This is a genomic window from Streptomyces sp. NPDC028314, from assembly GCF_055565795.1.
In genome coordinates, this window is the sequence record NZ_JBVHTP010000023.1 from 113,332 (window position 1) to 137,711 (window position 24,380).

Sequence of the window (24,380 nt, forward strand, 5' to 3'; positions counted from 1 at the left end):
CAATGAAGCCGCTGCCTCCGTCTCGCGGCTCTAGGGGATCGATGACTGAGTATGGCCGGGGCCGCACCCCCGAACCGTGGCACCCCGAGGACCCCCTGTACGGGGACCAGGGGTGGACCGGACAGCCGGTCCAGCAGGGCCAGGTGCCTTACGCCGGCGTCGCGCAGGAGCAGTACCCGCAGGCGCCACAGCATCAGGACCCCTCGCATCTCCACCCGCAGTACCCGGATCCGCAGTATCAGGAACCGCGGTACCAGGACCCGCAGTTCCAGCAGCAGTACCAGCAACAGCAGTACCCGCAGCAGGGCTACGCACCGCAGCAGCCGTACGAGCAGCAGCAGCCGCAGCCGCAGCACGGGCAGCAGCAGCCGGCGTACGAGGACCAGGGCTGGGACACCGGCCAGGGCCGGTACGCGGAGGCCCTCGCGCCCGTGGACCCGTACGGGGGCGTGGACCCGTACGCCCAGCAGACCGCCGGCGGCTATCCCGGCGAGGCCCCTGACCTGTACAGCACCCCGGAGGCCTTCCCTCCGCCGGTGCCCCCGAGCCGGCGCCACCTGGAGCGCGAGGCGCAGGAGCAGGACGGCGAACTGCTGACGGAGGAGCCCGAGGAGGACCTGGAGCCCGACGCGCAGGACGACGACGGCCGTTCGGGCGGCGGGCGCCGCCCGGGCCGTTCGAAGGGCAAGCCCAAGAGCCGCAGCGGCGCGGCCTGCCTGATCGCCGCCCTCGTGATCGTGGGCGTGGTGGGCGGTGGCGGCTACTACGGCTACACCTACCTCAAGGCGCGGTTCGGCGCGGCCGAGGACTACGCGGGCACGGGCACCGACGAGACCGTCGACATCGAGATCCCCAAGGGCGCCGGCCTCCTCGCGATGGGCCAGATCCTCCAGAAGGCCGGCGTGGTCGCCAGCGCCGAGGCGTTCGTCACCGCCGCCAACGTGCACCCCAAGGGCAAGGCCATCCAGCCGGGCATCTACCCGCTGAAGAAGAAGATGTCGGGCGCCTCCGCCGTCGAACTGATGACGGACCCGTCGAAGCTGAACGTCCTCACGATCAGCGAGGGCATGCGCAACGTCGCCATCTACGCGGCCATCGACAAGAAGCTCGGGCTCCAGGAAGGCACCACGAAGGACCTCGCCGGCAAGGAGTACAAGAACCTCGGCCTGCCGGACTGGGCGAACAGCAACAAGGACGTCAAGGACCCGCTGGAGGGCTTCCTCTACCCGACCCGGTACGACCTCACCAAGGACATGAAGCCCGACGCGCTGCTCAAGCAGATGGTCGCCAAGGCGAACCAGGAGTACGCGAACGCCGACATCAAGGGGCAGGCCACGAAGATGGGCCTGAAGAACCCCCTGGAACTGGTCACCGTCGCGAGCCTCGTCCAGGCCGAGGGCAAGTACCAGCACGACTTCGACAAGATCTCCCGCGTCGTCTACAACCGCCTCAAGCCCGGCAACACCGAGACGTACGGTCTGCTGGACTTCGACTCCACGGTCAACTACATCAAGGGCCAGAGCACGCTGGACGTCGGATCGGTCAACGACCTGCGCAAGATCGACGACCCGTACAACACCTACAAGATCAAGGGCCTGCCGGCCGGCCCCATCGGCAACCCCGGTGCGGACGCGCTCAAGTCGGCGATCAACCCCGAGCCCGGCCCCTGGTACTACTTCGTCTCCGTCAACGAGAACAAGACGCTGTTCGCGGTGACCAACGACGAGCACAACCGCAACCGCGAGGAGTACGAGAAGGAGCGCAAGAAGACGGCGCAGTAGCCCCGCGGCTCCGCCCGGATCCTCCGCGCCGCCCTCGCCGTCCCGCTTCGTCCGGGACGGCGAGGGCGGCTGCTTTCGCACCGCTACCGGCTGCTTTACTGTTTTTCGCGCCCGGGCACCGGCCCGGTCGGCCGCGCACGCGCGCGGGTGGGTCTGGGTGAGGGGCGAGGAAGATGCAGCCGACCGTACGGCGCGCCGCGGTACTGGGTTCGCCCATCGAGCACTCCCTCTCACCGGTGCTGCACCGGGCCGCCTACCGGGAACTCGGCCTCGAAGGCTGGTCCTACGACCGCTTCGAGGTCGACGAGGCCGCGCTCCCCGGCTTCATCGGCGGCCTCGGCCCCGAATGGGCCGGGCTGTCCCTGACCATGCCGCTCAAGCGGGCGGTCATCACACTGCTCGACGGCATCAGCGACACCGCCGCCTCCGTGGAAGCCGTCAACACCGTCGTCCTCACCGAGGACGGCCGCCGCCTGGGCGACAACACCGACATCCCCGGGATCATCGCGGCGCTGCACGAGCGCGGGGTCGAGAAGGTCCCGTCCGCCGCCGTACTCGGCGCGGGCGCCACCGCCTCCTCGGCGCTGGCGGCGCTCTCGCGGATCTGCACCGGCGAGGTCACCGCGTACGTACGCTCGCGCGCCCGGGGCGACGAGATGCGGCGGTGGGGCGAGCGGCTCGGCGTCACCGTCCGCACGGCCGACTGGTCGCGGGCGGCCGAGGCGCTGACCGCGCCGCTCGTCATCGCCACCACCCCGGCCGGCGCGACCGACGAACTGGCCGCCGCGGTGCCCGCCGCGCCGGGCACCCTGTTCGACGTCCTGTACGACCCCTGGCCCACCGCGCTCGCGGCGGCCTGGTCGGGGCGGGGCGGCACGCTCCTCGGCGGACTGGACCTCCTGGTCCACCAGGCGGTCCTCCAGGTCGAGCAGATGACGGGGCGGCCGGGCCCGCTGGCGGCCATGCGGGCGGCGGGCGAAGCGGCCCTGCGCGAGCGGCACTGACGATCACGGACGGGAACCTGACGGATCCCGCGTCCGATAGCTGGACCTGACACCTGGATACCGGTCCGGACATGGGAGGATCGGACCAGGCGGGTCCGGGCCGCGCACCCGATCGCGCCGTAGCTGTGCCAGGCGCGAGCATGAGGAGCATCGTTGAGCAGGTTGCGTTGGCTGACCGCAGGAGAGTCGCACGGACCGGCCCTGGTGGCGACGCTGGAGGGCCTTCCGGCCGGCGTCCCGGTCACCACCGAGCTGGTGGCCGATCACCTCGCCCGGCGCCGGCTCGGATATGGCCGCGGTGCCCGGATGAAGTTCGAGCAGGACGAGATCACCTTCCTCGGCGGTGTCCGCCACGGGCTGTCGCTGGGCTCCCCGGTCGCCGTCATGATCGGCAACACCGAGTGGCCCAAGTGGGAGACGGTCATGTCGGCCGACCCGGTCGACCCCTCGCTGCTGAAGGAAACCGGCCGTAACGCGCCGCTGACCCGCCCCCGCCCCGGCCACGCCGACCTCGCGGGCATGCAGAAGTACGGCTTCGACGAGGCCCGCCCGATCCTGGAGCGCGCCAGCGCCCGCGAGACGGCCGCCCGTGTGGCCCTCGGCGCCATCGCCCGGTCCTTCATCAAGGAGGCCGCGGGCATCGAGATCGTCTCGCACGTGGTGGAACTGGCCTCGGCCAAGGCCCCGTACGGCGTCTACCCGACCCCCGCCGACGTCGACAAGCTCGACGCCGACCCGGTGCGCTGCCTCGACGCCGACGCGTCGAAGGCGATGGTCGCGGAGATCGACCAGGCCCACAAGGACGGCGACACCCTCGGCGGCGTCGTCGAGGTGCTCGCGTACGGGGTCCCCGTCGGCCTCGGCTCGCACGTCCACTGGGACCGTCGCCTCGACGCCCGCCTCGCGGCCGCGCTCATGGGCATCCAGGCCATCAAGGGCGTCGAGGTCGGCGACGGCTTCGAGCTGGCCCGCGTGCCCGGCTCCAAGGCGCACGACGAGATCGTCTCCACCGACGAGGGCCTGCGCCGCACCTCGGGCCGTTCCGGCGGCACCGAGGGCGGTCTGACCACCGGTGAGCTGCTGCGCGTACGGGCCGCCATGAAGCCCATCGCGACCGTGCCGCGCGCCCTCGCCACCGTCGACGTCGCCACCGGCGAGGCCACCGTCGCGCACCACCAGCGCTCCGACGTGTGTGCCGTCCCGGCCGCGGGCATCGTGGCCGAGGCCATGGTCGCGCTCGTGCTCGCGGACGCCGTCGTCGAGAAGTTCGGCGGCGACTCGGTCCCCGAGACCCGGCGCAACGTCCGCTCGTACCTCGACAACCTGCAGATCCGGTGACCGGCGGGCCACTGGTCGTCCTCGTCGGACCCATGGGCTCCGGCAAGTCCACGGTCGGAGAACTGATCGCCGGGCGGCTCGGCGTCCCCTACCGGGACACCGACGCCGACATCGTCGCGGCCACCGGCCGGGAGATCTCCGACCTGTTCGTCGACGAGGGCGAGCCCCATTTCCGCGAGCTCGAACGGCAGGCCGTCGCGGCCGCCGTCGCCGAGCACACCGGAGTCCTCTCCCTCGGCGGCGGCGCCGTCCTCGACGAGGGCACCCGCGGGCTGCTGACTGGCCTGCCCGTCGCCTACCTGTCGATGGACGTCGAGGAAGCCGTACGGCGCGTGGGCCTCGGCGCCGCGCGCCCGCTGCTCGCCGTCAACCCGCGCCGCCAGTGGCGCGAGCTGATGGAGGCCCGGCGCCACCTGTACACCGAAGTCGCGCGCGTCGTGGTGGCCACCGACGACCGCACCCCCGAAGAGGTCGCCCAGGCGGTCCTCGACGCTCTGGAGTTGAAGGACGTATGACAGACCAGGTGAGGCGGATCAACGTCGGCGCCAGTGCCGGACACGACGCGTACGACGTGCTGGTCGGCCGGCAGCTGCTCGGCGAGCTCGGCTCGCTCATCGGTACGAGGGCCCAGCGGGTCGCGGTGATCCACCCCGAGGCACTGGCCTCGACCGGTGAGGCGCTGCGCGACGACCTCGCGGCCCAGGGCTACGAGGCGGTCGCCATCCAGGTGCCGAACGCCGAGGAGGCCAAGACCGTCGAGGTGGCGGCGTACTGCTGGAAGGCGCTGGGCCAGTCCGGCTTCACCCGCACCGACGTGATCGTCGGCGTCGGAGGCGGGTCCACCACCGACCTCGCGGGCTTCGTCGCGGCCTCCTGGCTGCGCGGGGTGCGCTGGATCGCCGTGCCGACCACCGTGCTGGCCATGGTGGACGCGGCCGTCGGCGGCAAGACCGGCATCAACACCGCCGAGGGCAAGAACCTCGTCGGCGCCTTCCACCCGCCCGCCGGGGTGCTCTGCGACCTCGCGGCGCTGGACTCGCTGCCGGTCAACGACTACGTCAGCGGACTCGCCGAGATCATCAAGGCCGGTTTCATCTCCGACCCGGTGATCCTCGACCTGATCGAGGAGGACCCGCAGGCGGCCCGTACGCCGGCCGGACCGCATACCGCCGAGATCATCGTGCGCTCCATCCAGGTCAAGGCCGACGTGGTCTCCAGCGACCTCAAGGAAGCCGGGCTGCGGGAGATCCTGAACTACGGCCACACCCTCGCGCACGCCATCGAGAAGAACGAGCGCTACAAGTGGCGGCACGGCGCGGCCGTGTCCGTCGGCATGGTCTTCGCGGCCGAGCTCGGCCGGCTCGCCGGCCGGCTGGACGACGCGACGGCCGACCGGCACCGCGAGATCCTGGCCGCCGTCGGGCTGCCGCTGACCTACCGCGGCGACCAGTGGACCAAGCTGCTCCAGACCATGCAGGTCGACAAGAAGTCCCGCGGCAACCTGCTGCGCTTCATCGTCCTGGACGGCCTGGGCAAGCCCACCGTCCTGGAGGGCCCGGACCCGGCGCACCTGATCGCGGCGTACGGCGAGGTGTCGGCGTGAGCCGCAAGGTCCTCGTCCTGAACGGCCCGAACCTGGGCCGGCTCGGCTCGCGCGAGCCCGACGTGTACGGGGCCACCTCGTACGCCGGGCTCGTCGAGGGCTGCCGCGCGCTGGGCGAGGAGCTCGGCTTCGACGTCGAGGTCCGCGAGACCAACGACGAGGGCGAGCTCGTGCGCTGGCTGCACGAGGCGGCGGACGGCAAGATCCCGGTCGTGATCAACCCGGGTGCCTTCACGCACTACTCGTACGCCATGCGGGACGCCGCGGCGCAGCGCACCGCGCCGCTGATCGAGGTGCACATCTCCAACCCGTACGCCCGCGAGGCGTTCCGGCACACCTCGGTCATCGCGGCCGTGGCGACCGGGACGGTGGCGGGCTTCGGCATCGGCTCCTACCGGCTCGCACTGCGCGCGCTGGCGGAGGAAGTCACCGCCTGACGGCCCGGGCGGGACGCCGGCGTTCCGGGGTCATATAACGTTCTCGCATCAGTAGCCGGAACGAGACGGAGTGGCAGCGGATGCAGCAAGGAGTGGGAGGCGGTGGCTGGGGCGGGCCGGGACAGCACCCGGTGGCGCCCCCGCAACCGCCCATACCCCCCGGTCAGGCCTGGGCGGGCGCCGTCCCGCCGCCTCCGCCGGCGCCGCCCCAGCACACGCAGGTGCCGGCCCCGCTGCCCGAGGCCACGGGACACATCCCGCTGCCGCCCGCGGTGGCACCCGGCACCGGCGGAGCCACCCTCGCGGTCCTGCTGATCGGCCCGGCGGGCGCGGGCAAGACCACCGTCGCCCGGCACTGGGCCGGCACCCGGCCGGTGCCGACCGCGCACGTCAGCCTGGACGACGTCCGGGAGTGGGTCTGCTCGGGCTTCGCCGACCCGCAGGCGGGCTGGAACGAGCACTCCGAGGCGCAGTACCGGCTGGCCCGTCGCACGTGCGGCTTCGCCGCCCGGAACTTCCTGGCGAACGGGATCTCCTGCATCCTCGACGACGCCGTCTTCCCGGACCGCCCCGTGGTGGGTCTGGGCGGCTGGAAGCGGCACGTGGGCCCGGCGCTGCTGCCGGTCGTCCTGCTGCCCGGCCTGGAGATCGTCCTGGAGCGCAACGCCGCGCGCTCCGGGAACCGTCGGCTCTCCGACGAGGAGGTCGCGCGGATCCACGGGCGGATGGCGGGCTGGTACGGCTCCGGCCTGCCGATCATCGACAACTCGCAGCTGGACGTCGAGGGCACGGCCCGCGCCCTCGACGAAACCCTGGCCCGCGTCATCGGCTCCCCGCCCCAAGGCTAGGAACCAGCCCCGCCGGCGTTCGAGGCGCGGGGTCCGGGGCGGCGCCCCGGGATGCGCGCCCGATCGGGCCGACGGCGGGGAGCGCCGGCGAGGCCGCCACCTCCGCCCAGGTGGGCAGGGGCGTCCACCCTTCCGCCCGGCAGGGCCGGGGCAGGGCCGTCCACCCTTCCGCCGGGCAGGGCAACGGCCCCGTACGGCCGTGCTCGTCAGGCCGGATGCGCGGAGCGCTCGTAGGCTCGAAGACATGTCAGACGTGTACGCGGCCCGCAGGGCCCAGCTTCGCGACCGCTGTGCCGCCGCGGGCAACGCCGCCGCGCTGATCACGCGTCCGGCGAACGTCCGCTACCTCGCCGGGGCTTCCCCGCACGGCGCCGTGCTCCTCGTGGGACCGGCCGACGACGTGCTGTTCTGCGGCACGGCGCCCACCGGCGAGTCCGACGAGGGCCGGCTCGACGACCGGCTCCGGCTGAACGTGCTCGCCGCGGCCGGCGGGGACCCCGCCGTGGCCGCCGCCGACATGGCCGCCGCCGTGCGCGCCGAATCGCTCGCCGTCGAAGAGCACCACCTCACCGTCGGCCGCCACCGGGCCCTGCACTCGGTCGCGCCCAAGCTCCGCCTGGCGGACCTGGGGACCGCCGTCGAGCAGCAGCGCCTCGTCAAGGACGAGGAGGAGATCGCCTGCCTGCGGATCGCCGCCGAGATCGCCGACCAGGCCCTCGGCGAGCTGCTGGAGTCCATCCTGGTCGGACGCACCGAACGCCACCTCGCCCTGGAGCTGGAGCGCCGCCTGGTGGACCACGGCGCCGACGGCCCCGCCTTCCCCACCTCCGTCGGCACCGGCCCGCACTCCGGCCGTTCCCGCCACCGGCCCTCCGACCGCAGGGTCGAGGAGGGCGACTTCCTCTCCGTCTGCCTCGGCGCGAACTACCGGGGCTACCGCTGCGAGATCGGCCGTACGTTCGTGATCGGCACCACGCCCGCCGACTGGCAGATCGAGCTCTACGACCTCGTGTTCGCCGCCCAGCGGGCCGGCCGGGAGGCGCTGCTGCCGGGCGCCGCGTACCGCGAGGTCGACCGCGCGGCGCGCTCCGTACTGGACTCCGCGGGCCACGGTGTGGCCCTCGCTCCGTGGACCGGACACGGCGTCGGTCTCGAAATCGACGAGGACCCGCAGCTTGCACCTACGGCAATGGGTAAACTGGACGCTTGCGTGCCGGTCACCGTCGAACCGGGAGTTCACCTCCCGGGCCGGGGCGGTGTCCGGATCGATGACACGCTCGTCGTACGCCCCGAGGCGGACGGCGGTCCAGAGCTACTCACCATTACGACCAAGGAGCTGCTCGCGCTCTAGTCCGCTCTGCCGGGCTGGGCGCGCACCCGTGGTCTTCCAGTGCAGGAGATTCCGCAACCGTGGCTTCCACGAACGACCTCAAGAACGGCATGGTGCTGAAGCTCGACGGGGGCCAGCTCTGGTCCGTCGTCGAGTTCCAGCACGTCAAGCCCGGCAAGGGCCCGGCCTTCGTGCGTACCAAGCTGAAGAGCGTCATGTCCGGCAAGGTCGTCGACAAGACCTTCAACGCCGGCACCAAGGTCGAGACGGCCACCATCGACCGCCGCGACATGCAGTTCTCGTACATGGACGGCGAGTACTTCGTCTTCATGGACATGGAGACCTACGACCAGCTGATGGTCGACCGCAAGGTCGTCGGCGACGCGGCCAACTTCCTCATCGAGGGCTTCACCGCCTCCGTGGCCCGCCACGAGGGCGAGGTGCTCTACGTCGAGCTCCCGGCCGCCGTCGAGCTGGTCATCCAGCACACCGACCCGGGCGTCCAGGGCGACCGCTCCACCGGTGGCACCAAGCCGGCGACGCTGGAGACGGGCCACGAGATCCAGGTCCCGCTCTTCGTCAGCACCGGTGAGAAGATCAAGGTCGACACCCGCACCAGCGACTACCTCGGCCGGGTGAACAGCTAACCGTGGCTGCCCGGAGCAACGCGCGAAAGCGCGCTTTCCAGATCCTCTTCGAGGCCGACCAGCGCGGGGTGCCCGTGCGCGAGGTCCTCGCGGACTGGATCCGCCACGCGAGGTCAGACGACCGGCAGCCGCCGGTCAACGCCTTCACGATGGACCTCGTCGAGGGGTACGCCGACAAGGTGGACCGGATCGACGAGCTGATCGTCACCTACGCCGTGGACTGGGAGCTCGACCGCATGCCGGTCGTGGACCGGAACATCGTGCGTCTCGGCGCCTACGAGCTGATCTGGGTGGACGACACCCCGGACGCCGTGGCGATCGACGAGGCCGTCCAGCTGGCCAAGGAGTTCTCGACGGACGAGTCGCCCTCGTTCGTGAACGGGCTCCTCGGCCGGTTCAAGGACCTGAAGCCGAAGCTGCGCCGCAGCGAGAGCTGACGCGGTGGCCGCGGCCATACGGAAGGGCCCGCAGCGCGTGCGCTGCGGGCCCTTCCGTATGGGCCGCAGAACGAAATCTGCGCCAGAACGAAATCTGCGCCAGAACGAAAGAAGCCGGCGGGTGCCGGGAGCCCTCTCGGGCCCCGGCACCCGCCGGTAACGTTTCTGCTGGGCCTGGGCCCTGGGACTAGATGTCCTCGTGCGCCACTGCGCGACGGGCGTCCGCGTCCAGTACGCCCCAGCTGATCAGCTGCTCGGTCAGGACCGAGGGGGACTGGTCGTAGATGACGGCGAGGGTGCGCAGGTCGTCCTGGCGGATCGACAGCACCTTGCCGTTGTAGTCCCCGCGCTGGCTCTGGATGGTCGCGGCGTAACGCTGGAGCGGACCGGCCTTCTCGGCGGGGACCCCCGCGAGACGCTCCAGGTCGAGGCGCAGCTTCGGCGGCGGCTCGGCCGCCCCGCCGGGCGTGGTTCCCGGCAGCAGTTCCTGCACCGGAACCCCGTAGAAGTCCGCCAGCTCGGCGAGACGCTGGACGGTCACGGCGCGGTCCCCGCGCTCGTAGGAACCGACCACCACGGCCTTCCACCGGCCCTGGGACTTCTCCTCGACACCATGGAGGGAAAGGCCCTGCTGGGTGCGGATGGCGCGGAGCTTGGCCCCGAGCTGTTTGGCGTATTCGCTGGACATAACGCTCCCGGACGCTGTGACGCTGTGACGACATGGACGCTGTGACGACATTGACCACGTGCGGCTCCGCCGCGCGGCTGGTAACTCACTGTGAGGTTACGCAGCGTTACTTGGATGCGTCAAGCCGAATGGTCACCAACGCCCACTTACGAGGGTCGCGGCCCGGTCCCGGTGCCGGGCCGCGGCGATCCCCCTGGTACCGTGGAAGACGTACATCAGACGTCCTTTAAGGTCCGTCCCGTGAGGCGGAGAAGGAGGTCCTTTTCATGGACACCCAGCAGAGCTCCGATGCCATGCGCCCCGTACTGGACGCGCAGGACATCGCGCGGGTACTGACCCGCATCGCCCACGAGATCGTCGAACGCGCCAAGGGCGCCGACGACGTGGTCCTCCTCGGCATCCCCACCCGCGGTGTGTACCTCGCCCGCCGGCTGGCCGCCAAGCTCGAAGAGATCACCGGCACCAAGATTCCGGTCGGCTCCCTCGACATCACCATGTACCGCGACGACCTGCGGCTGAAGCCGGCCCGCGCCATCGGACGCACCGAGATCCCCGGCGACGACATCGACGGCCGCCTCGTGGTCCTCGTCGACGACGTCCTCTTCTCCGGCCGCACCATCCGCGCCGCCCTCGACGCGCTCGGCGACCTCGGCCGCCCCCGCGCCGTGCAGCTCGCCGTCCTCGTCGACCGCGGCCACCGGGAACTGCCGATCCGCGCCGACTACGTCGGAAAGAACCTCCCCACGTCGCTGCGGGAAACCGTCAAGGTCCAGCTCCAGGAGGAGGACGGCCGAGACGCCGTACTGCTCGGCCAGCGGACCGACCGGGCAGCCGGGCTGTAGCGAGCCCGAACCGGTGCCGGGCCCTCCGCGGGGTCCGCGCCGCAGTCCGCCCTGCCCGCACCCCAGCCAGTCAGTCCGCCTGCCTGCCCTCCTGACCTACGGAGCACCCAGATGAAGCGCCACCTCATCTCGGCCGCCGATCTCACGCGCGACGACGCCGTCCTGATCCTCGACACCGCCGAGGAGATGGCCCGCGTCGCGGACCGGCCGATCAAGAAGCTGCCCACCCTGCGCGGCCTCACGGTCGTCAACCTCTTCTTCGAGGACTCGACCCGCACCAGGATCTCCTTCGAGGCGGCCGCCAAGCGGCTGTCCGCCGACGTCATCAACTTCTCCGCCAAGGGCTCCTCGGTTTCCAAGGGCGAATCCCTGAAGGACACCGCGCTGACCCTGGAGGCCATGGGCGCGGACGCGGTCGTCATCCGCCACCACGCCTCCGGCGCCCCCTACCGGCTCGCGACCTCCGGCTGGATCGACTCCGCCGTGGTCAACGCCGGCGACGGCACCCACGAGCACCCCACCCAGGCCCTGCTGGACGCCTTCACCATGCGCCGCCGCCTCGTCGGCCGCGACGCCGGGCTCGGGAAGGACCTCAACGGCCGCCGGATCACCATCGTCGGCGACGTGCTGCACAGCCGCGTGGCCCGCTCCAACGTCCAGCTGCTGCACACGCTGGGCGCCGAGGTCACCGTCGTGGCCCCGCCCACGCTGGTCCCGATCGGCGTCGAGAGCTGGCCCTGCGAGGTCTCGTACAACCTCGACGAGGTGCTGCCGAAGTCGGACGCGGTCATGATGCTGCGTGTGCAGCGCGAACGCATGAACGCGGCTTTCTTCCCGACCGAGCGCGAGTACTCCCGCCGGTACGGGCTCGACGGCGACCGCATGGCGAAGATGCCCGAGCACGCCATCGTGATGCACCCCGGCCCGATGAACCGCGGCATGGAGATCACCGCCGCGGTCGCCGACTCCGACCGCTGCACGGCCGTCGAGCAGGTCGCCAACGGCGTCTCCACCCGGATGGCCGTCCTGTACCTGCTGCTCGGAGGCTCCGAGCCCGCCGTCACCACCACCCCCGCCGCGCGCACCGAGGAGAACAAGTAACCATGAGCAAGATCCTGATCCGTGGCGCGAAGGTACTCGGTGGCGAGGCGCAGGACGTCCTGATCGACGGCGAGACCATCGCGCAGGTCGGCACCGGGCTCTCCGCCGAGGGCGCGACCGTCATCGAGGCCGAGGGCCAGATCCTCCTCCCCGGCCTCGTCGACCTGCACACCCACCTGCGCGAGCCCGGCCGCGAGGACTCCGAGACCGTCCTGACCGGCACCCGCGCCGCCGCCTCCGGCGGCTACACGGCCGTCTTCGCCATGGCGAACACCTTCCCGGTCGCCGACACCGCGGGCGTCGTCGAGCAGGTCTGGCGCCTGGGCAAGGAATCCGGCTACTGCGACGTGCAGCCCATCGGCGCCGTCACCGTCGGCCTGGAGGGCAAGCAGCTCGCCGAGCTGGGCGCCATGCACGACTCCGCCGCCCACGTCACCGTCTTCTCCGACGACGGCAAGTGCGTGGACGACGCCGTGATCATGCGCCGCGCCCTGGAGTACGTGAAGGCCTTCGGCGGCGTCGTCGCCCAGCACGCCCAGGAGCCCCGCCTGACCGAGGGCGCCCAGATGAACGAGGGCGTCGTCTCCGCCGAGCTCGGACTCGGCGGCTGGCCGGCCGTCGCCGAGGAGTCGATCATCGCCCGCGACGTCCTCCTCGCCGAGCACGTCGGCTCCCGCGTCCACATCTGCCACCTCTCCACCGCCGGATCCGTCGAGATCGTCCGCTGGGCGAAGTCCCGCGGGATCGACGTCACCGCCGAGGTCACCCCGCACCACCTGCTCCTCACCGACGAGCTCGTCCGCTCGTACAACGCGGTCTACAAGGTCAACCCGCCGCTGCGCACCGAGCGCGACGTCATGGCCCTGCGCGAGGCGCTCGCCGACGGCACGATCGACATCGTCGCCACCGACCACGCCCCGCACCCGCACGAGGACAAGGACTGCGAGTGGGCCGCCGCCGCCATGGGCATGGTGGGTCTGGAAACCGCTCTGTCCGTCGTCCAGCAGACGATGGTGGAGACCGGACTGCTCGACTGGGCCGGTGTCGCCCAGCGGATGTCCTTCGCCCCGGCGCGCATCGGCGGCCTGGAGAACCACGGCCGGCCCGTCTCGGCAGGTGAACCCGCGAACCTGACCTTGGTCGATACCTCGTACCGTGGTGTCGTGGACCCCGCACACTTCGCTTCCCGCAGCCGCAACACGCCTTACGAGGGCCGTGAGCTGCCGGGTCGCGTCACTCACACCTTCCTGCGGGGCCGGGCAACGGTCGTGGACGGGACGCTGGCGTGACACCTGCAGTAATCCAACTGGCCGCCGAGGCCGCCGAACGACAGTCGGCGGAGGTGACGGACTGGGGCGCCCGCACGGCGTGGGTGATCGGTCTGCTCGTCTTCATCGCGTTCGTGTACTGGCTGATGCGGCAGGGCTGGAAATGGCGCGGCGCCCTGCAGAGCGATCTGCCGGAGCTGCCCGCCGCCCCGAGCGGTCTCCCCGAGCACCGGCTGGCCCTGACCGGCCGGTACCACGGGTCCACCACCGCCGGGCAGTGGCTCGACCGGATCGTCGCCCACGGTCTGGGGGTGCGCAGCCGGGTGGAGCTCACGCTCACCGACGCGGGCCTCGACGTGGTCCGTCCGGGGGCCACCGACTTCTTCGTACCGGCCGCGCAGCTGCGCGGCGCCCGCCTCGACAAGGGAATCGCGGGCAAGGTACTCACCGAGGGCGGTCTGCTCGTCGTCACATGGGCGCACGGCGACAAGCTGATCGACTCCGGATTCCGCTCCGACCGCGCGGCCGAACACGCCGCCTGGGTTCGAAGCATCAGCACTCTCGTAACACAGAACTCATCCATCACGACGGAAGGCGCCGAACGATGACGACCTCCACCAGGGGAGCAGCCAAAGCTCCCGCCGTACTCGTCCTGGAGGACGGTCGGATCTTCCGCGGCCGCGCCTACGGCGCTGTGGGGGAGACCTTCGGCGAGGCCGTGTTCTCCACCGGCATGACCGGCTACCAGGAGACCCTCACCGACCCGTCGTACCACCGGCAGGTCGTCGTGATGACCGCCCCGCACGTGGGCAACACCGGCGTCAACGACGAGGACCCCGAGTCCTCCCGCATCTGGGTGTCCGGGTACGTCGTACGCGACCCCGCCCGCGTCCCCTCGAACTGGCGCTCCCAGCGCTCGCTGGACGAGGAGCTGGTCAGGCAGGGCGTCGTCGGGATCTCCGGCATCGACACCCGCGCCCTGACCCGCCACCTGCGCGAGCGCGGCGCCATGCGCGTCGGCATCTTCTCCGGCGAGAGCATCGCCGCGGACGAGGCCCTGCTGGCCCGCGTCAAGGAAGCCCCGCAGATGAAGGGCGCCGACCTCTCCGCCGAGGTCGCCACCAAGGAGACGTACGTCGTCCCCGCCATCGGCGAGAAGAAGTTCACCGTCGCCGCCGTCGACCTCGGCATCAAGGGCATGACCCCGCACCGGATGGCCGAGCGCGGCATCGAGGTCCACGTACTGCCCGCCACCGCCACCGTCGAGGACGTGTACGCGGTCGACCCGGACGGCGTGTTCTTCTCCAACGGCCCGGGCGACCCGGCCACCGCCGACGGCCCCGTCGCCGTCATGCAGGGCGTCCTCGCCCGCAAGACCCCGCTGTTCGGCATCTGCTTCGGCAACCAGATCCTGGGCCGCGCGCTCGGCTTCGGCACGTACAAGCTGAAGTACGGCCACCGCGGCATCAACCAGCCGGTGCAGGACCGCACCACCGGCAAGGTCGAGGTCACCGCGCACAACCACGGCTTCGCCGTGGACGCGCCCCTCGACAAGGTGTCCGAGACCGCCTACGGCCGCGCCGAGGTCTCCCACGTCTGCCTGAACGACCAGGTCGTCGAAGGCCTCCAGCTGCTCGACCAGCCGGCCTTCTCCGTCCAGTACCACCCCGAAGCGGCTGCCGGCCCGCACGACGCCGCGTACCTCTTCGACCGTTTCGTATCGCTGATGGAGGCCGAGCGTGCCTAAGCGCACCGATATCCAGTCCGTCCTGGTCATCGGCTCCGGCCCGATCGTCATCGGCCAGGCCGCCGAGTTCGACTACTCCGGGACCCAGGCCTGCCGGATCCTCAAGGCCGAGGGCCTGCGGGTCATCCTGGTGAACTCCAACCCCGCGACGATCATGACCGACCCGGAGATCGCCGACGCCACGTACGTCGAGCCGATCACCCCCGAGTTCGTCGAGAAGATCATCGCCAAGGAGCGCCCCGACGCGCTGCTCCCGACCCTCGGCGGCCAGACCGCGCTCAACACCGCCATCTCCATGCACGAGCAGGGTGTGCTGGAGAAGTACGGCGTCGAGCTCATCGGCGCCAACGTCGAGGCCATCAACAAGGGCGAGGACCGCGACCTCTTCAAGGGCGTCGTCGAAGCCGTCAAGGCCAAGATCGGGTACGGCGAGTCCGCCCGCTCGGTCATCTGCCACTCGATGGACGACGTCATCCAGGGCGTCGAGACGCTCGGCGGCTACCCCGTCGTCGTGCGCCCCTCCTTCACCATGGGCGGCGCCGGCTCCGGCTTCGCCCACGACGAGGAGGAACTGCGCCGCATCGCCGGCCAGGGCCTGACGCTCTCCCCGACCACCGAGGTGCTCCTGGAGGAGTCCATCCTCGGCTGGAAGGAGTACGAGCTGGAGCTGATGCGCGACACCAAGGACAACGTGGTCGTCGTCTGTTCCATCGAGAACTTCGACCCGATGGGCGTCCACACCGGTGACTCGATCACCGTCGCCCCGGCGATGACGCTCACCGACCGCGAGTACCAGCGGCTGCGCGACATCGGCATCGCGATCATCCGCGAGGTCGGCGTCGACACCGGCGGCTGCAACATCCAGTTCGCCATCGACCCGGTCGACGGCCGCGTCATCGTCATCGAGATGAACCCGCGCGTCTCGCGCTCCTCGGCGCTCGCGTCGAAGGCCACCGGCTTCCCGATCGCCAAGATCGCCGCCAAGCTGGCCATCGGGTACACCCTCGACGAGGTCCCCAACGACATCACCGAGAAGACCCCGGCCTCCTTCGAGCCGTCCCTCGACTACGTCGTCGTCAAGGCCCCGCGCTTCGCCTTCGAGAAGTTCCCGCTCGCCGACTCCACCCTCACCACCACCATGAAGTCGGTGGGCGAGGCCATGGCCATCGGCCGCAACTTCACCGAGGCCCTCCAGAAGGCCCTGCGCTCCCTGGAGAAGAAGGGCTCGCAGTTCACCTTCGTCGGCCCCGTCGGCGACAAGGACGAGCTCCTCGCCACCGCCGTGCGCCCCACCGACGGCCGCATCAACACCGTCATGCAGGCCATCCGCGCCGGCGCCACCCAGGAAGAGGTCTTCGAGTCCACGAAGATCGACCCCTGGTTCGTCGACCAGCTCTTCCTGATCAAGGAGATCGCGGACGAGCTGGCCGCCGCCGAGAAGCTCCACCCCGAGCTGCTCGCCGAGGCCAAGCGCCACGGCTTCTCCGACGCCCAGATCGCCGAGATCCGCGGCCTGCGCGAGGACGTCGTCCGCGAGGTCCGGCACGCCCTCGGTGTCCGCCCGGTCTACAAGACGGTCGACACCTGCGCCGCCGAGTTCGCCGCGAAGACCCCGTACTTCTACTCCTCGTACGACGAGGAGTCCGAGGTCGCGCCCCGCACCAAGCCCGCGGTGATCATCCTGGGCTCCGGTCCGAACCGCATCGGCCAGGGCATCGAGTTCGACTACTCCTGCGTCCACGCCTCCTTCGCCCTGAGCGACGCCGGCTACGAGACCGTGATGGTCAACTGCAACCCGGAGACCGTCTCCACCGACTACGACACCTCCGACCGCCTGTACTTCGAGCCGCTGACGCTCGAGGACGTGCTGGAGATCGTCCACGCCGAGTCCCTGGCCGGACCCATCGCCGGCGTCATCGTCCAGCTCGGCGGCCAGACCCCCCTCGGTCTCGCCCAGGCCCTCAAGGACAACGGCGTCCCCGTCGTCGGCACCTCGCCGGAGGCCATCCACGCCGCCGAGGACCGCGGCGCCTTCGGCCAGGTCCTCGCGGACGCCGGCCTGCCCGCCCCCAAGCACGGCACCGCCACCACCTTCGCGGGCGCCAAGGCGATCGCCGACGAGATCGGCTACCCGGTCCTCGTCCGCCCGTCCTACGTGCTCGGCGGCCGCGGCATGGAGATCGTCTACGACGAGACCCGCCTGGAGTCGTACATCGCGGAGTCCACCGAGATCTCCCCGACCCGCCCCGTGCTCGTCGACCGCTTCCTCGACGACGCGATCGAGATCGACGTGGACGCCCTCTACGACGGCACCGAGCTCTACCTCGGCGGCGTCATGGAGCACATCGAGGAAGCCGGCATCCACTCCGGCGACTCGGCCTGCGCCCTGCCCCCGATCACCCTCGGCGGGTACGACATCAAGCGCCTGCGCGCCTCCACCGAGGCCATCGCCAAGGGCGTCGGCGTCCGCGGCCTGATCAACATCCAGTTCGCCATGGCCGGCGACATCCTCTACGTCCTGGAGGCCAACCCGCGCGCCTCCCGCACCGTCCCCTTCACCTCGAAGGCGACCGCGGTCCCGCTCGCGAAGGCCGCCGCCCGCATCTCGCTCGGCACCACCATCGCCGAGCTGCGCGAAGAGGGCATGCTGCCGAAGACCGGCGACGGCGGCACCCTGCCGCTCGACGCGCCGATCTCCGTCAAGGAGGCCGTCATGCCGTGGTCGCGCTTCCGCGACATCCACGGCCGCGGTGTGGACACCGTCCTCGGCCCGGAGATGCGCTCCACCGGCGAGGTCATGGGCATCGACACCGTCTTCGGCACGGCGTACGCCAAGTCGCAGGCCGGCGCCTACGGCCCGCTGCCCACCAAGGGGCGTGCCTTCATCTCCGTCGCCAACCGCGACAAGCGCTCGATGATCTTCCCGGCCCGCGAGCTCGTCGCCCACGGCTTCGAGCTGCTCGCCACCTCCGGCACCGCCGAGGTGCTGCGCCGCAACGGCATCAACGCCACCGTGGTGCGCAAGCTCAGCGAGGGCGAGGGCCCGGGCGGCGAGAAGACCATCGTCCAGCTGATCCACGACGGCCAGGTCGACCTGATCGTCAACACCCCGTACGGCACCGGTGGCCGCCTCGACGGCTACGAGATCCGTACGGCGGCCGTGGCGCGCAGCGTCCCGTGCCTGACCACGGTCCAGGCGCTCGCCGCCGCCGTCCAGGGCATCGACGCGCTCAACCGCGGCGACGTGGGCGTCCGCTCCCTCCAGGAGCACGCGCAGCACCTGATCGCGGCCCGCGACTAGCAGCCCGTACAGGGGAGGGGGACACCGGATTCGCGAACGCGACGGGTGTCCCCCTTCTCATGAGCGCACAAGGATCTTCGGACGATGACGTACAAACTCTTCTTCAACCTGGTCTTCAAGCGGATGGACCCGGAGCAGGCCCACTACATGGCCTTCCGCTGGATCCGCCTCGCGGCCCGCACCCCGGTGCTGCGCACCTTCGTCGCCGCCTGGCTGGCCCCCCGGTACGAGGAACTGCGCACCGAGGCCCTCGGTCTGCGCATGCACGGCCCCTTCGGGCTGGCGGCCGGCTTCGACAAGAACGCCGTCGCCATCGACGGCATGTCGATGCTCGGCTTCGACCACGTCGAGATCGGCACGGTCACGGCCCAGGCCCAGCCGGGCAACCCGAAGAAGCGGCTCTTCCGGCTCGTGCCGGACCGCGCGCTGATCAACCGGATGGGCTTCAACAACGAGGGCTCCGAGGCCGTGGCCGCGCGCCTGGCCGCCCGCGCGGCGGTCTTCAGGACCGTCGTCGGCGTCAACATCGGCAAGACGAAGGTCGTACCCGAGGAGGAGGCCGTGGGGGACTACGTCGCCTCCACCGAGCGCCTCGCCCGCCACGCGGACTACCTCGTGGTCAACGTCTCCTCGCCCAACACCCCCGGCCTGCGCAACCTCCAGGCCACCGAGTCCCTGCGCCCGCTGCTGACGGCCGTACGGGAGGCCGCGGACCGCACGGTCACCGACCGCCGGGTCCCGCTGCTGGTCAAGATCGCCCCCGACCTCGCCGACGAGGACGTGGACGCGGTCGCCGACCTGGCCCTGGAGCTCGGACTCGACGGCATCATCGCCACCAACACCACCATCGCCCGGGAGGGCCTGGGCCTGCGGTCCGCCCCCGCCCTCGTCAAGGAGACCGGCGGCCTGTCCGGCGCCCCGGTCAAGGAGCGCTCCCTGGAGGTCCTCAGGCGCCTGTACGCCCGCGTGGGCGACCGCCTGGTCCTGGTGGGCGTCGGGGGCATCGAGAACGCCGAGGACGCCTGGCAGCGGATCCTGGCCGGCGCGACGCTGGTCCAGGGGTACAGCGCCTTCATCTACGAGGGCCCGTGCTACGCCCGCGCCATCCACAAGGGCCTGGCCGCGCGCCTGGCCCTCAGCCCGTACGAGACGCTCGCCGACGCGGTGGGCGCCGAGACCCGGAAGGCCTCGCTGTGACCTCTGTGACCCCCTTCGGCACGCGCCTGCGGGCGGCGATGGACTCCCGCGGCCCGCTGTGCGTCGGGATCGACCCGCACGCCGCCCTGCTGGCCTCGTGGGGCCTGGACGACGACATCGCGGGCCTGGAGAAGTTCTCCCGCACGGTCGTCGAGGCCCTCGCGGAGGAGGTCGCGGTCTTCAAGCCGCAGGCCGCCTTCTTCGAGCGCTTCGGCTCGCGGGGCATCGCGGTCCTGGAGCGGACCGTCGCGGACGCCCGCGCGGCCGGGACGCTGGTCGTCATGGACGCGAAGCGGGGCGACATCGGCTCGACCATGGCCGCCTACGCGCAGACCTTCCTGTCGCCCTCCTCCCCGCTGTTCTCGGACGCGCTGACGGTGTCCCCGTACCTCGGCTACGGCTCGCTGGCCCCGGCCGTGGAACTCGCCCGCGAGTCGGGGGCGGGCCTGTTCGTACTGGCCCTCACCTCGAACCCGGAGGGTGCGGAGGTCCAGCGGGCGGTACGCGAGGACGGCCGGACCATCGGCGCCACGATGCTGGCCCACCTGGCGGCGGAGAACGCGGGGGCCTCCCCGATGGGCTCCTTCGGCGCGGTCGTGGGCGCGACCCTGGGGGACCTGTCCTCCTTCCGGCTGGACATCAACGGCCCGCTGCTGGCCCCCGGCATCGGCGCGCAGGGCGCCACGGCCGCGGACCTTCCGGCGGTGTTCGGGGCGGCCGTGCGCAACGTCGTGCCGAACGTGTCGCGGGGCGTCCTCAAGCACGGCCCCGACGCGGGCGCGCTGCGCGCGTCGGCGGCCCGCTTCGCGGAGGAGATCCGCGAGGCGGTGGCCTCGGCCTGACCCCGATCGGGACGCGGAACGGGTGCGTTCGAGGGGGCCGTCGGGTGGGCTCGGCGCACTGCTTGACGAAACTCGAACGTCTTTCACCGGACAAAACCGGGGTGTTTTGTCTGTGATGTACGGTTCAGTGGAGGCTGACCAGGACTTTTCGTTCGTTCTCGCTGACTGGAGCGGCCTTGGCCGCTAGTCTCCGAGCAGAGTGAACGAGCAGCGAACGAGTTCCACCGCTGTTCGGGAGCTCGCCTGGTGTGGTGCCTCCTGGCTCCGCGCCGGTCCGTATCCGACAGTTCGACATCCGAGGTGACGTAGGCGTGGCTCTTCCGCCCCTTACCCCTGAACAGCGCGCAGCAGCGCTCGAAAAGGCCGCCGCGGCTCGCCGGGAGCGGGCCGAGGTGAAGAATCGACTCAAGCACTCCGGCGCCTCCCTCCACGACGTCATCAAGACGGGTCAGGAGAACGACGTCATCGGAAAGATGAAGGTCTCCGCCCTTCTGGAGTCGCTGCCCGGCGTGGGCAAGGTCCGCGCCAAGCAGATCATGGAGCGCCTCGGCATCTCCGAGTCCCGGCGTGTCCGAGGTCTCGGCTCCAACCAGATCGCCTCTCTGGAGCGTGAGTTCGGCGGTAGCGGCGCCTGAGGCGTCGCCCGAAGTTCTCCCGGCGTTCTCAGGCAGTCCCGAGAACCTGGATAATCGCTCTATGGCAGCAGAGGTTCGTCCGCGGCTGACCGTGCTCTCCGGCCCTTCGGGGGTCGGCAAGAGCACGGTCGTCGCGCATATGCGCAAGGTCCACCCCGAGGTATGGCTCTCGGTGTCGGCCACCACCCGCAAGCCGCGGCCCGGTGAGCGACACGGAATCCACTACTTCTTCGTCAACGACGACGAGTTCGACAAGCTGATCGCCAACGGCGAGCTGCTGGAGTGGGCCGAATTCGCGGGCAACCGCTACGGCACACCGCGCGGCGCAGTGCTGGAACGCCTGGAGAACGGCGAGCCGGTCCTGCTGGAGATCGACCTCCAGGGCGCCCGACTCGTCCGCGAGTCCATGCCCGAGGCCCAGCTGGTCTTCCTGGCGCCTCCGAGCTGGGAGGAGCTGGTCCGCCGCCTCACCGGCCGCGGTACCGAATCGGCGGAGGTCATCGAGCGCCGGCTTGCCGCCGCCAAGATCGAACTCGCTGCCGAAACCGAGTTCGACACCACCCTTGTCAATACCTCCGTCGAGGACGTAGCGCGCGAGCTGCTAGCCTTGATGGAAGTTGTCTGATCGTTGATCGATGTTCTTTCGATCGATGTTTGATTCTTCACCCATCTTCGGAAGGTAGAGCGTGTCCTCTTCCATGACTGCGCCCGAGGGCATCATCAACCCGCCGATCGACGAGCTGCTCGAGGCTACTGACTCGAAGTACAGCCTCGTGATCTACGCGGCCAAGCGTGCCCGTCAGATCAACGCGTACTACTCGCAGCTCGGTGAGGGCCTGCTCGAGTACGTCGGCCCGCTGGTGGACACCCACGTCCACGAGAAGCCCCTTTCGATCGCGCTGCGCGAGATCAACGCGGGTCTGCTGACCTCCGAGGCCATCGAGGCCCCGGCCCAGTAAGGCACGGAATTCCTTTCACCACAGGCCCGGCAGAACATCTGCCGGGCCTGTGGTGTGTCATAGGTGTCAGAGATGGTTCCTCGAAGGGGAGTGCGTGGTGGGTAAGCCGAAGGTCGTGCTGGGGGTCAGCGGCGGGATCGCCGCCTACAAGGCCTGCGAGCTGCTGCGCCGGCTGACCGAGTCCGGACACGACGTGCGGGTGGTGCCCACCGCGGCGTCCCTGAACTTCGTCGGCGAGGCCACCTGGGCCGCGCTCTCCGGGAACCCAGCCTCGAACCAGGTCTGGGAGTCCGTCCACGAGGTGCCGCACGTGCGCATCGGACAGTCGGCCGACCTCGTCGTCGTCGCCCCGGCCACCGCCGACATGCTGGCCAAGGCCGCCCACGGGCTCGCGGACGACCTGCTCACGAACACCCTGCTCACCGCACGCTGCCCGGTGGTCTTCGCACCCGCGATGCACACCGAGATGTGGGAGCACCCCGCCACCCAGGAGAACGTGGCCACGCTGCGCCGCCGCGGCGCCGTCGTCATCGAGCCCGCCGTCGGCCGGCTCACCGGCAAGGACACCGGCAAGGGGCGCCTGCCCGACCCCGAGGAGATCTTCGAGGTCTGCCGTCACGTCCTGCGCAGGGGCGGCGCGGCCGACGGGTCCGACTTGGCCGGACGGCACGTGGTGATCAGCGCCGGCGGGACGCGGGAGCCCCTCGACCCGGTCCGGTTCCTCGGCAACCGCTCCTCCGGCAAGCAGGGCTACGCGCTCGCCCGCACCGCCGTCGCGCGCGGTGCCCGGGTCACCCTGGTCGCCGCCAACACCGCGCTGGCCGACCCGGCCGGGGTGGACGTCGTACGCGTGGGCACGGCGCTCCAGCTGCGCGAGGCGGTGCTCAAGGCGGCCGCCGACGCCGACGCCGTGGTGATGGCGGCGGCCGTGGCCGACTTCAGGCCCGCCCACTACGCCGACGGGAAGATCAAGAAGAAGGACGGCCAGGATCCCGCCCCGGTGGCCCTCGTGCGCAACCCCGACGTCCTGGCGGAGATCTCCGCCGACCGGGCCAGGGAAGGGCAGGTCGTGGTGGGTTTCGCCGCGGAGACCGACGACGTGCTCGCCAACGGCCGGGCCAAACTCCTCCGCAAGGGCTGTGACCTACTCGTCGTGAACGAGGTGGGCGAGAGCAAGACCTTCGGTTCGGAGGAGAACGAAGCGGTCGTGCTGGCTTCCGACGGCACCGAGACGCCCGTTCCGTACGGTCCGAAGGAAACGCTGGCAGAGGTGATCTGGGACCAGGTCGCCCCGCGGCTGGCCCCGCGACGCGCCTGAGCCGAGCGCTTCCCGGAGCCGATTTCGTACGCCAGAATGGAGTGCCGCAGGTCACACGGCTCCCATAAGGCGAGACGGGTGGTCCGGCAGACGGTGGCGACCGATAAACTGCACTTGGAACGTGACCGGGCGCAGCCTCCGGTGTGGTTCCACCAAATGATCAGCCAGCAGCCGCTGCAACCCCAGGGAGCGTTGTGTCCCGTCGCCTGTTCACCTCGGAGTCCGTGACCGAGGGTCACCCCGACAAGATCGCTGACCAGATCAGCGACACGATCCTCGACGCGCTTCTCACCGAGGACCCGACCTCGCGTGTGGCCGTGGAGACCCTCATCACCACCGGTCTCGTGCACATCGCGGGAGAGGTGACGACGAAGGCGTACGCCCCGATCGCGCAGCTCGTCCGCGACAAGATCCTCGAGATCGGCTACGACTCCTCGAAGAAGGGCTTCGACGGCGCCTCCTGCGGCGTGTCGGTGTCCATCGGTGCGCAGTCCCCCGACATCGCGCAGGGTGTCGACACCGCGTACGAGAAGCGGGTCGAGGGCGACGAGGACGAGCTCGACAAGCAGGGCGCCGGCGACCAGGGCCTGATGTTCGGCTACGCCTGCGACGAGACGCCCGAGCTGATGCCGCTCCCGATCCACATCGCGCACAAGCTCTCGCGCCGCCTGTCCGAGGTCCGCAAGAACGGGACCATCCCGTACCTGCGCCCCGACGGCAAGACCCAGGTCACCATCGAGTACGACGGTGACAAGGCCGTGCGCCTGGACACGGTCGTCGTGTCCTCGCAGCACGCCGCGGACATCGACCTGGACTCGCTGCTCGCTCCGGACATCCGCGAGTTCGTCGTCGAGCACGTGCTGGCCCAGCTCATCGAGGACGGCATCAAGCTGGACACCGAGGGCTACCGGCTGCTGGTGAACCCGACCGGCCGCTTCGAGATCGGCGGCCCGATGGGCGATGCCGGCCTCACCGGCCGCAAGATCATCATCGACACCTACGGCGGCATGGCCCGTCACGGCGGCGGCGCCTTCTCGGGCAAGGACCCGTCCAAGGT

24 protein-coding genes are annotated in these 24,380 nt (G+C 70.8%); 23 read left to right on the forward strand and 1 reads right to left on the reverse strand.

The annotated features are described in order from the left end of the window. The first annotated feature begins 41 nt into the window (after positions 1 to 41). The 10 genes from mltG (at position 42) to nusB (ending at position 9,425) form a co-directional block, all read left to right on the forward strand. Complete coding sequence (gene mltG, locus ACZ4TG_RS36520; RefSeq protein ID WP_468172148.1) at positions 42 to 1,781, forward strand: endolytic transglycosylase MltG; 1,740 nt, start codon at positions 42 to 44, stop codon at positions 1,779 to 1,781. Positions 1,782 to 1,954: 173 nt separating this feature from the next. Continuing rightward, the gene (locus ACZ4TG_RS36525; RefSeq protein WP_468172151.1) at positions 1,955 to 2,785 is read left to right on the forward strand and encodes a shikimate dehydrogenase; all 831 of its coding nucleotides are present in this window, start codon (positions 1,955 to 1,957) and stop codon (positions 2,783 to 2,785) included. A 153-nt stretch (positions 2,786 to 2,938) separates the two neighbouring features. Continuing rightward, entirely contained in the window at positions 2,939 to 4,123 is a 1,185-nt protein-coding gene (gene aroC / locus ACZ4TG_RS36530) for a chorismate synthase (protein WP_468172154.1), read from the forward strand. Then, positions 4,120 to 4,638: a shikimate kinase gene (locus ACZ4TG_RS36535; protein ID WP_468172157.1), complete on the forward strand. Its 519-nt coding sequence runs from the start codon at positions 4,120 to 4,122 to the stop codon at positions 4,636 to 4,638. The genes aroC and ACZ4TG_RS36535 overlap by 4 nt, the downstream gene beginning before the upstream one ends. After that, positions 4,635 to 5,726, forward strand: coding sequence for a 3-dehydroquinate synthase (gene aroB, locus ACZ4TG_RS36540; RefSeq protein WP_468172160.1), 1,092 nt, complete (start codon positions 4,635 to 4,637; stop codon positions 5,724 to 5,726). The genes ACZ4TG_RS36535 and aroB overlap by 4 nt, the downstream gene beginning before the upstream one ends. After that, on the forward strand, positions 5,723 to 6,163 hold the full coding sequence (aroQ, locus tag ACZ4TG_RS36545) for a type II 3-dehydroquinate dehydratase (RefSeq protein ID WP_468172163.1): 441 nt from the start codon (positions 5,723 to 5,725) through the stop codon (positions 6,161 to 6,163). The genes aroB and aroQ overlap by 4 nt, the downstream gene beginning before the upstream one ends. Before the next feature lie 80 nt (positions 6,164 to 6,243). Then, the gene (locus ACZ4TG_RS36550) at positions 6,244 to 7,011 is read left to right on the forward strand and encodes an AAA family ATPase (protein ID WP_468172166.1); all 768 of its coding nucleotides are present in this window, start codon (positions 6,244 to 6,246) and stop codon (positions 7,009 to 7,011) included. A 244-nt stretch (positions 7,012 to 7,255) separates the two neighbouring features. Continuing rightward, the gene (locus ACZ4TG_RS36555; RefSeq protein WP_468172169.1) at positions 7,256 to 8,362 is read left to right on the forward strand and encodes a M24 family metallopeptidase; all 1,107 of its coding nucleotides are present in this window, start codon (positions 7,256 to 7,258) and stop codon (positions 8,360 to 8,362) included. A 59-nt stretch (positions 8,363 to 8,421) separates the two neighbouring features. After that, a complete protein-coding gene (gene efp / locus ACZ4TG_RS36560; RefSeq protein ID WP_267797444.1) occupies positions 8,422 to 8,988 on the forward strand; it encodes an elongation factor P in 567 nt (188 codons plus the stop codon). Between the two features lie 2 nt (positions 8,989 to 8,990). Beyond that, positions 8,991 to 9,425, forward strand: coding sequence for a transcription antitermination factor NusB (nusB, locus tag ACZ4TG_RS36565; RefSeq protein WP_468172173.1), 435 nt, complete (start codon positions 8,991 to 8,993; stop codon positions 9,423 to 9,425). A 187-nt stretch (positions 9,426 to 9,612) separates the two neighbouring features. On the opposite strand, the gene bldD is transcribed toward nusB, so the two are convergent. Further along, positions 9,613 to 10,113: a transcriptional regulator BldD gene (gene bldD, locus ACZ4TG_RS36570; protein WP_007263032.1), complete on the reverse strand. Its 501-nt coding sequence runs from the start codon at positions 10,111 to 10,113 to the stop codon at positions 9,613 to 9,615. A 266-nt stretch (positions 10,114 to 10,379) separates the two neighbouring features. On the opposite strand from bldD, the gene pyrR reads away from it, so the two are divergent. The 13 genes from pyrR to metK form a co-directional block, all read left to right on the forward strand. Beyond that, positions 10,380 to 10,955 carry a bifunctional pyr operon transcriptional regulator/uracil phosphoribosyltransferase PyrR gene (gene pyrR, locus ACZ4TG_RS36575; RefSeq protein WP_468172176.1) on the forward strand — a complete coding sequence of 192 codons (576 nt, stop codon included), beginning with the start codon at positions 10,380 to 10,382 and terminating at the stop codon, positions 10,953 to 10,955. 111 nt (positions 10,956 to 11,066) lie between these two features. Continuing rightward, positions 11,067 to 12,056 carry an aspartate carbamoyltransferase catalytic subunit gene (locus tag ACZ4TG_RS36580; RefSeq protein ID WP_468172179.1) on the forward strand — a complete coding sequence of 330 codons (990 nt, stop codon included), beginning with the start codon at positions 11,067 to 11,069 and terminating at the stop codon, positions 12,054 to 12,056. 2 nt (positions 12,057 to 12,058) lie between these two features. Next, positions 12,059 to 13,345 carry a dihydroorotase gene (locus ACZ4TG_RS36585; protein WP_468172182.1) on the forward strand — a complete coding sequence of 429 codons (1,287 nt, stop codon included), beginning with the start codon at positions 12,059 to 12,061 and terminating at the stop codon, positions 13,343 to 13,345. After that, positions 13,342 to 13,932 (forward strand): PH-like domain-containing protein, encoded by a 591-nt coding sequence (locus ACZ4TG_RS36590; RefSeq protein WP_468172185.1) that lies wholly within the window; start codon positions 13,342 to 13,344, stop codon positions 13,930 to 13,932. The genes ACZ4TG_RS36585 and ACZ4TG_RS36590 overlap by 4 nt, the downstream gene beginning before the upstream one ends. After that, entirely contained in the window at positions 13,929 to 15,071 is a 1,143-nt protein-coding gene (carA, locus tag ACZ4TG_RS36595; RefSeq protein ID WP_468172188.1) for a glutamine-hydrolyzing carbamoyl-phosphate synthase small subunit, read from the forward strand. The genes ACZ4TG_RS36590 and carA overlap by 4 nt, the downstream gene beginning before the upstream one ends. Beyond that, on the forward strand, positions 15,064 to 18,372 hold the full coding sequence (carB, locus tag ACZ4TG_RS36600) for a carbamoyl-phosphate synthase large subunit (protein WP_468172191.1): 3,309 nt from the start codon (positions 15,064 to 15,066) through the stop codon (positions 18,370 to 18,372). The genes carA and carB overlap by 8 nt, the downstream gene beginning before the upstream one ends. Positions 18,373 to 18,456: 84 nt before the next feature. Beyond that, positions 18,457 to 19,569 carry a quinone-dependent dihydroorotate dehydrogenase gene (locus ACZ4TG_RS36605; RefSeq protein ID WP_468172194.1) on the forward strand — a complete coding sequence of 371 codons (1,113 nt, stop codon included), beginning with the start codon at positions 18,457 to 18,459 and terminating at the stop codon, positions 19,567 to 19,569. Beyond that, positions 19,566 to 20,411: an orotidine-5'-phosphate decarboxylase gene (pyrF, locus tag ACZ4TG_RS36610; protein ID WP_468172197.1), complete on the forward strand. Its 846-nt coding sequence runs from the start codon at positions 19,566 to 19,568 to the stop codon at positions 20,409 to 20,411. Before ACZ4TG_RS36605 ends, pyrF begins: the two co-directional genes overlap by 4 nt. 311 nt (positions 20,412 to 20,722) lie before the next feature. Continuing rightward, complete coding sequence (locus tag ACZ4TG_RS36615) at positions 20,723 to 21,046, forward strand: integration host factor (protein WP_030234009.1); 324 nt, start codon at positions 20,723 to 20,725, stop codon at positions 21,044 to 21,046. A gap of 61 nt (positions 21,047 to 21,107) precedes the next feature. Beyond that, on the forward strand, positions 21,108 to 21,671 hold the full coding sequence (gmk, locus tag ACZ4TG_RS36620; RefSeq protein ID WP_468172200.1) for a guanylate kinase: 564 nt from the start codon (positions 21,108 to 21,110) through the stop codon (positions 21,669 to 21,671). A gap of 61 nt (positions 21,672 to 21,732) precedes the next feature. Beyond that, a complete protein-coding gene (rpoZ, locus tag ACZ4TG_RS36625; RefSeq protein ID WP_030879741.1) occupies positions 21,733 to 22,005 on the forward strand; it encodes a DNA-directed RNA polymerase subunit omega in 273 nt (90 codons plus the stop codon). 97 nt (positions 22,006 to 22,102) lie between these two features. Then, positions 22,103 to 23,323: a bifunctional phosphopantothenoylcysteine decarboxylase/phosphopantothenate--cysteine ligase CoaBC gene (gene coaBC, locus ACZ4TG_RS36630; RefSeq protein ID WP_468172204.1), complete on the forward strand. Its 1,221-nt coding sequence runs from the start codon at positions 22,103 to 22,105 to the stop codon at positions 23,321 to 23,323. A gap of 194 nt (positions 23,324 to 23,517) precedes the next feature. Next, on the forward strand, positions 23,518 to 24,380 hold an 863-nt coding region (gene metK, locus ACZ4TG_RS36635; protein WP_468172207.1), incomplete at its 3' end, for a methionine adenosyltransferase.